7 protein-coding genes are annotated in these 7903 nt (G+C 68.1%); 2 read left to right on the forward strand and 5 right to left on the reverse strand.

Annotation, left to right across the window (positions count from 1 at the left end):
- From D7V80_RS39075 to D7V80_RS39090, 4 genes are all read right to left on the reverse strand, one after another.
- Window positions 1-180: hypothetical protein (locus tag D7V80_RS39075; RefSeq protein WP_199738973.1), on the reverse strand; the 180-nt coding region annotated here is incomplete at its 3' end.
- Between the two features lie 96 nt (window positions 181-276).
- Complete coding sequence (locus tag D7V80_RS39080; protein WP_120592881.1) at window positions 277-2208, reverse strand: type IIA DNA topoisomerase subunit B; 1932 nt, start codon at window positions 2206-2208, stop codon at window positions 277-279.
- A gap of 10 nt (window positions 2209-2218) precedes the next feature.
- Window positions 2219-4600: a DNA topoisomerase (ATP-hydrolyzing) subunit A gene (locus tag D7V80_RS39085; RefSeq protein ID WP_199738974.1), complete on the reverse strand. Its 2382-nt coding sequence runs from the start codon at window positions 4598-4600 to the stop codon at window positions 2219-2221.
- 287 nt (window positions 4601-4887) lie between these two features.
- The gene (locus tag D7V80_RS39090; protein WP_120592883.1) at window positions 4888-5601 is read right to left on the reverse strand and encodes a hypothetical protein; all 714 of its coding nucleotides are present in this window, start codon (window positions 5599-5601) and stop codon (window positions 4888-4890) included.
- Between the two features lie 106 nt (window positions 5602-5707).
- On the opposite strand from D7V80_RS39090, the gene D7V80_RS39095 reads away from it, so the two are divergent.
- Both D7V80_RS39095 and D7V80_RS39100 read left to right on the forward strand, forming a co-directional pair.
- A complete protein-coding gene (locus D7V80_RS39095) occupies window positions 5708-6367 on the forward strand; it encodes an MBL fold metallo-hydrolase (protein ID WP_120592884.1) in 660 nt (219 codons plus the stop codon).
- 97 nt (window positions 6368-6464) lie between these two features.
- Window positions 6465-7121 carry a hypothetical protein gene (locus D7V80_RS39100; RefSeq protein ID WP_120592885.1) on the forward strand — a complete coding sequence of 219 codons (657 nt, stop codon included), beginning with the start codon at window positions 6465-6467 and terminating at the stop codon, window positions 7119-7121.
- Here the strand turns inward: D7V80_RS39100 and D7V80_RS39105 are convergent.
- Window positions 7053-7903 (reverse strand): IS66 family transposase (locus tag D7V80_RS39105; protein ID WP_158616777.1); only part of this gene is annotated, 851 nt, incomplete at its 5' end. The genes D7V80_RS39100 and D7V80_RS39105 overlap by 69 nt on opposite strands.

Genomic DNA, 7903 nt, shown 5'->3' on the forward strand with positions numbered 1-7903 from the left:
CTCGGGCTCCGCGGATTCCGGCGGGGTGAAGGTGTCCTCGGGGACGGCCGCGGGGACCTTCTTGGTGGCGGCGGGGCGCTTCTTCTTCGCGGCGGACTTCCGCTTGGTGGCGGCGTCGGCGGCGGGAGCGCTCAGCACGCAGGCGAGCGCGACAGTCAGGGCAAGGCGGGTGGTGTTCACGATTCGGCGGATGCTAGCCGACCCGCGGGCCGGAAGACCAATGCACACCCGGGACGGAAAAGCGCCCATCCCGGGTGTGCGGGGACTCCCGCTTTTTCAGACGTCCAACTCCTGGACCTCACCGGCCTGCTCGGTGATGAACTTGTAACGCGCCGAGACGTCCTTCCCCATCAGGTCGTTGATGATGCGGTCGGTCTCCAGCGCGTTGTCGATGGTCACGCGCAGGCTGATGCGGTTCTTCGCGTCGAGCGTCGTCTGCTTCAGCTCGTCGGCCGTCATCTCGCCCAGACCCTTGAAGCGCATGATGTTGGGCTTGGCGTTGCCCCGGGCCTTCTCGCGGATGATGCGGTCGCGGTCCGGCTCGTCCAGGGCCCAGTACGTCTCCTTGCCGATGTCCACCCGGTACAGCGGCGGCTGGGCGATGTGCACGGCGCCCGCTTCAATCAGCGGCCGCAGGTGCCGGTAGAAGAACGTGAGCAGCAGCGTGGCGATGTGGTGGCCGTCGCTGTCCGCGTCCATCAGCAGGAAGACGCGGCCGTAGCGCAGCTTCGTGATGTCGAAGTCGGAGCCGATGCCGCAGCCCAGCGCGCTGACGATGTCCTGGAGCTCCTTGTTGGTGGCCACCTTGTCGGTGGACGCCTGCTCCGCGTTGAGCACCTTGCCGCGCAAGGGGAGGATGGCCTGGGTGCGCCGGTCCCGGCCCTGCTTGGCGGAGCCGCCTGCGGAGTCACCTTCCACGATGAACAGCTCGCTGGAGGCGGGGTCCGTGGACGAGCAGTCCGCCAGCTTCCCGGGGAGGTTCAACCGGTGGCTCACCGCGGACTTGCGGCTGATGGCGGCGGAGGCCGCGCGGGACGCTTCACGCGCTCGGGCGGCCAGGATGATGCGCGCCAGCAGCGCTTCCGCGATGGACTTGTTGTCGTTGAACCACTTCTCCAGCACCGGGCGGACGGCGCCGTCCACCTGCGCCGTCGTCTCCGGGTTGTTGAGGCGACCCTTCGTCTGCCCCTGGAACTGGGGCTCCACCACGTACACGGAGAGGATGGCGGTGATGCCCTCGCGGATGTCCTCCGCGGTGAGCGACACGCCCTTGGGCGTCAGGCCGTGCGTCTCGATGTAGTTGCGCATCGCCTTGACGATGGCCGCCCTCAAGCCCGCTTCGTGCGTGCCGCCCAGGTTCGTGGGGATGCCGTTGACGTACGAGCGGATGTGCTCGTCCGTGGCCTCCGTCCACGCCAGCGACACCTCCAGGCGGACCTCGTTGTCGCGCGAGAAGTAGAACGGCGTGCTGCCCGCGGGGACGATGGGCTTCTGGCGCTCCGACACGACCTTGGTGAGGTACTCGGCGATGCCGCCGTCGTGCTTGAATGTCTCCGACACGGCGGGCGTGGCCGTCTCGTCCTTCCAGACGACGGTCATCCCCTTGTGCAGGTAGCTCTTCGCCTCCAGGCGCTCGCGCACCAGGGCCGCGTCGAACTTCTGCTTCTCGCCGAAGATTTCGGCGTCCGGCTCGAAGGTGATGGACGTGCCGGTGCCGCGCGCCGGGCCCTCCACCTTGAGGGCGCTGGTCGCCTTGCCGCGCGCGTACGACTGCACGTGGCGCTTGCCGTCCTTCTTGATTTCGATGAGCAGCTTGCTGGTGAGCGCGTTCACCACGGAGCTGCCCACGCCGTGCAGACCGCCCGAGTGGATGTAGTTGCCCTGCTCGAACTTGCCGCCCGCGTGCAGCGTCGTGAGGATGACCTCCACGGCGGGCTTCTTGTGCTTGGGCATCATGTCCACGGGGATGCCGCGCCCGTTGTCCACGACGGTGATGGACTTGCCGCCCTTGTGGAGCGTGACTTCGATGAGGGACGCGAAGCCGTTGATGACCTCGTCCACCGAGTTGTCGACGATCTCCCAGAGGAGGTGGTGGTAGCCCGTGCTGTCGGTGCCACCGATGTACATGGCCGGGCGCTTGCGCACCGGCTCCAGGCCTTCCAGGACCTGGATGTCCGCGCCTGTGTAGCTTTCCTTCTTGGTCGCCATGGCCTTCCCGCTACTCCTTCTTCTCCGGCAGCGGCACGAAGGTGACGGGCTTCGCCACCTCCTTCACCGTGTCGCGCTTGGACATCTCGTGGCCCTTGCCGCCGCGGCCCGTCACGCCGAACTTCGCCGGTGACAGGTGCAGCTTGCGGCCCTTCTGCGTCTCGAACTCCAGCGTGGCGTCCTTCTGACTGGCGGGCGCCGCGAGGAAGTCCACCACCTTGTCGCCCGGGTCCACCTTGATGACCTGGACGCCCTTGCCCGGACCGGCGAGCTCGTTCACCTCCGCCACCTTGCAGACGAGGGCGTTGGTCTTCTCCGTGAGGATGGCGAGCAGGTCCTTGTCGCCCACCGGCTGCGTGCCGATGATCTCATCGCCCTCGCCCGTCTTCGCGTAGCGGCGGCCGGCGCGGGTGGACACCTCGGTGTGCGGCGCCAGGAGGAAGCGCAGGCCCAGGCCCTGGCGCGTCACCGCCACCAGCTTCTCCGGCTGGGGCAGGCGGGCGTCCTGGGACAGGGCGCCCACCACGCGCTCGCCGTCGTCGAACTTGAACAGCTTCTGCACCGGGTCGCCGTAGCCGGTGGAGGCCGGCACGTCGTTGAAGCGGGTGACGTAGGCGGTGCCGAAGTTGCTGAACAGCACCAGGTTCGCCTTCAGGCTGCCGGCGAGCACCGCCATCACCGCGTCGCCTTCACGCAGGCGGGTGGTGGACGGATCCTTCACCTCGCGCACGCGCTTGATCCACCCGTCGCGCGTAATCACGACGTGGGCGTCCTCGTCCGCGATGAACGCCTCCGCGGAGAACTCCATCTCCTCCGCGCCCGCGCCGCCAATGCGCGTGCGGCGCTTGTCGGTGTACGCGGCCTTGAGGCCGGTCAGCTCGTCGTGGATGACGGCCCAGCGCTTCTTCGCGTCCTTGAGGATGCCCTCGATGCGCTTGATCTCCGCGCGCTTCTCCTTGAGCTCCTTCTGGACGATGAGGATCTCCAGGCGGGCCAGCTTGTAGAGGCGCATCTCCAGGATGGCGTCCACCTGGAGTTCGTCCATCTTGAAGCGCGTCATCAACTTCTGGGCGGCGTCCTGCTTGCCTTCCGACTGGCGGATGATCCGGATGATCTCATCCAGCGCGTCGTAGGCCTTCTCGAAGCCTTCCAGGATGTGGACGCGCCGCTTGAGCTCCGCCAGCTCGTGCTCGAACCGCTTCGTCACGACCTCCAGGCGGAAGTCGAGGAAGTAGCGGAGCATGGACTTGAGGTCCAGGCGCTTGGGCGTGCCGACGTCCGGGTTCTCCGACGGCACGAGGCACGTCAGGTTCACGCCGAAGTTCGTCTGCAGGGGCGTGTGCTTGTAGAGGTACGCCATCACCAGCTCGGGGTTGGCGTCCTTCTTGACCTCCAGCACGATGCGCACGTCCTTGGTGGACTCGTCGCGCACGTCGGTGATGAGGGGCAGCTTGCGGTCGCGCACCAGCTCGCCAATCTTCGCGACGAGCGTGGACTTGTTCACCGTGTACGGGATGGAGGTGACGACGATCATCTGACCGCCGCGCTTCATCTCCTCCAGCTTGTACTCGCCGCGGATGCGGACGGAGCCCTGGCCCGTCTCGTAGATTTCGCGCAGCTCCTTCTTGTCGTTGAGGATCTGCCCGCCGGTGGGGAAGTCCGGCCCCTTGATCCACTTGAGCAGGTCCTTGGTCTGCAGCTCCGGGTCGTTGATGAGCGCCAGGAGCGCGTCCACCAGCTCGCCCAGGTGGTGGGGCGGGATGTTGGTGGCCATGCCCACCGCGATGCCGGTGGTGCCGTTCATCAAGAGCTGCGGCACGCGCGCCGGGATGACGACGGGCTCGTCGCGGGTGCCGTCGTAGTTGGGGCGGAAGCGGACCGTCTTGCTGTCCAGCTCACCCAACAGCTCCGTGGCCAGCTTCTCCAGGCGGCACTCGGTGTAGCGGTAGGCGGCGGCGGAGTCGCCGTCCAGCGAGCCGAAGTTGCCGTGGCCGTCCACCAGCGGGTAGCGCAGGGAGAAGTCCTGCGCCATGCGCACGAGCGCGTCGTAGATGGCCGTGTCGCCGTGCGGGTGGTAGCGGCCCATGATGGCGCCGACCACCTGCGCGCACTTCTGGTACTTCGTGTCGAACGACAGGTTCAGGTCGTTCCACATGCCGTAGAGGATGCGGCGCTGCACCGGCTTGAGGCCGTCGCGCACGTCGGGCAGGGCGCGCGAGGTGATGACCGACAGGGCGTAGTTCAGGTACCGGCGGCGCGCTTCCTCGGCCAGGCCCGCGGGCAGGCTGTCCCCGCCACCGGCGCCGGACCCGCCACCGCCGCCTCCCTTTCCTCCGCCCCCTGCCGGGCCTCCCTGCTTCTTGCGCGACTTCGTATCGGCTTCTGCGAGCATGGTCATGGAATCCAGATGGGTTTCACACGGGCCCACCGGCCAGGCGTGACGCGGCGCGCGGGCGGCAAGCCGTGCGCGCTGCGACTACCAGTCGGGTCGGACCCTCGACGTCAGATGGGCGGGACTACCATGGGCCTCTGACATTGAGAACGAATTCGGGTGGTTGCGTCGGCTCCAGCCCGAAACTTCTGCACGTCCGTACAGTCCTCTGCCTGCTTGAAACCCACCGCCAACCCCCCGGAATTCCGAGGGGAGTAGGGCCGGGCATGGCTGGCGGGCTGCTTGGACTAGCCGTTGTCGCCGTCGGCGTTGGCGCGGGGCTTCTTGCCCTCCGCGTCAGGGGCGCGGCCCCAGCCCTTGCCTCGCTTGAAGATCTGCACGCCCCGGCCGGAGCCGCCGCCGGCCATCCCGTTGATGGTGGCGGTGAGGGCCTTGCTTCCCGGCGGGTGGTAGATGACGCGCACCCTGCGGGCGGAGGGCAGGAGCGCGCTGGTGGCGTCCACCAGCAGGTAGACCGTGGTGCCGTCCGTCTGGATGCGCTCCGGGTCCTGCCGGTGGTTGAGGTCCGCGAGCAGCTCGCCCCCGTCCGCGCTGGTGGCGTCCGAGTTCAGCTGGCGGATCTTCACGCGCAGGGTCATCTCCGGGGGCGCGTCCTGGCGCTTGTACTCCCGCACGCCCTGGATGACGACCGCCAGGTCGGCGCCGTTCTCCGGGGCCTTGTTGGCGGGCAGGTGGAGGCCGGACTGGACGCTGGAGTCGGTGTCCAGGAAGAGGGTGATGTTGGCGCAGCGCTGCTTGCACTCCTCGCCGAAGGGGTCCTTGTTGAACTTCAGGCGCATGGCGAAGTCGCTGCCCTGGGGCCCGATGGTGGCATCCACGATGACGGGGCGCTCGTCGTCCGGCGACGGCTTGTAGCGGAACGTGGAGGCGGTCCGCCCCGCGGCGGAGGCGCTCGCGCTGGCCAGCAGCGAACAGGCGAGCAGGGTGGGCAGGCGCTTCACGGACGGAGACCTCCTGACGGCGTGGGGCATCAAAAAGTGGCATTCAAAGGGAACTGGCCCCGGGGCGGCAAGCCTGGGGCGTAGACTGGCCGTCAGGAGGACAACCATGCCCACGCCGTACGTGCGTCAGCTCAAGCTCGGACCGATGGACAACTTCGTCTACCTCGTGGGTCCCCAGGACGGCCCGGAGGTGGTGGTGGTGGATCCGGCGTGGGACGTGCCGGCCATCGAGGCGGCGGTGGCGCAGGACGGCAAGCGCGTGGTGGGCGCGTTCGTGTCGCACTGCCATGGCGACCACATCAACGGCCTCGAGGAGCTGCTCTCGCGTCACGACGTGCCGGTGTACGCGCAGGCGGAGGAGGTCGCCTTCTCCAGCGATTTGCGCAAGCGGGGTGGGGACGCGCTCAAGCTCCTGAAGGCGGGCGATGCGGTGCCGGTGGGCGCGCGCACGTTCCATGCGCTGCACACGCCCGGGCACACGCCGGGGTCGCACTGCCTGCTGGCGGAGGACGCGCTCGTGTCCGGGGACACGGTCTTCATCAACGGGTGCGGCCGGTGCGACTTTCCGGGCGGCAACCCGGAGGACATGTACCGCTCGCTGTCGCAGGTGCTCTCGAAGGTGCCGGACACCGCGCGGCTGTACCCCGGGCACGACTACGCGGACGTGCCGGTGGCCCAGATGGAGGCCATCCGCCAGAAGAACCCGTACTTCGGCTTCCCGGACATGGCGTCCTTCGTGGCCTTCCGGATGCGACCGCGCAAGTAGGGCCGGGCGCGACACCCGCGAAGTCCCGGTCCACCCAGCGCACGGCGCATCCCTGGTGGAATAGGCTGCGACGCCTGGTTTGCCCGGGAGGCTCGCGATGGCGGTGGAGATCAACTCGGTCCTGCTGAAGGACTCGGAGGCCGTGGCGGTGGCGGATGCCGCGTACACGCACGCGACCCAGAATCACCGCGCGCGCCTCCCGCACCTGACGAAGGTCGGCATGCGGAACACCCTGCGGGCGTGGATCGCATCCAAGCCGTGGTCCTTCCCGAAGGGCACGAAGCTGGGCTCCTTCGAGCCCACGCTCGGCCTGACGAACACGGTGGCCAAGGCGCACTGGAAGGGCTTCCAGTCGCGCACGGATCTCCACGAACACCTCGTGTACGAATCCGACAGCCGGTGTCAGCGCAACCGGGAACTGGAGCAGGAGCACGCCGAAGCCATCCTGACGCACGAGACGACGCGCACGACGCTGAATGACCTGCGCCGGGCCCTGGGGAAGTACCTCTGGGAGCACGACAGTTGGGGCGGGGCCATCAGCCACGTCGTGTCGACGTACTCGCCCTTCAATCTGCTGCCCAACATGACAGGCAGCTACAACGGTAACCGTCCGGCCAATGACGTGCCGGGACACTTGATGACAGACGTGGACCGTGCTCGGCGAGCGCCGCGAGGAGTCAGCTCTTCAGGGACTGAGCTGGCGGGGCGAATCGGGCGGGTCGGCGGCGCGTCGCCGCATCCACTCGTAGGGTAGCAGCTCACCAATGCGCGAGTGGGGATGCGTCTGCACGCGCAGTAGCATGTCCGCGAGGTAGGCCTCGGGATTGACCTGGTTGGCCTCGCAGGTGGCGACGAGAGCGTAGAGGCCGGCGAGGTTTTCCCCCGCGGCCTCATGGCCGACGAAGAGGAAGTTCTTCCGGCCCAGGGCCACTTTGCGCAGCGCCGCCTCGGAGCGATTGTTGTCCAGGGGCAGGCGCGCGTCGGAAGAGAATCGCGTCAGGGCGTCCCATTGCTTCAGGGCGTAGGAAAGGGCCTGGCCCATAGGCCCCTTGGGCAGGTGGCGCGGGGCCTGCGATTCCATCCACGCACGCAGCGCCGAGAGGACGGGGAGGCTCTGCTGCTGGCGCAGCTCGCGGTGCGCGTCGGTGCGCACGACGCCCGCTTCGCGAGCCAGGGCTTCCACGCGGTAGAGGGCGAGGATGAAGTCCAAGGCCTCGCGGGCCTCGGGCGCGGTAGGCAGCGCCTCGAAGAAGCGGCGGCGCACGTGGGCCCAACACCCGACGCGTACGCGGCCTTCGGGCAGCGTCACCGCGTTGTAGCCGGTATAGGCATCCACCACGAGGGCGCCCCGGGTGCCGCCCAGGACTTCCTTCGGCGTCGTGCTGGCCCGGCCCAGGCTGAAGCGGTAGCCCAAGAGCCACTCACCTTGCGCCGTCTGGGTGAGGAAAGTCCAAAGGTAGCCTTGGCGCGTCTTCTTCACGTCCAGCACGCGCACGGGTGTCTCGTCGGCCCACACCACGTCCGCGGATGCAATGA

Origin of the sequence: Corallococcus sp. CA054B, from assembly GCF_003611625.1 — a bacterium.
Lineage (GTDB): Bacteria > Myxococcota > Myxococcia > Myxococcales > Myxococcaceae > Corallococcus > Corallococcus coralloides.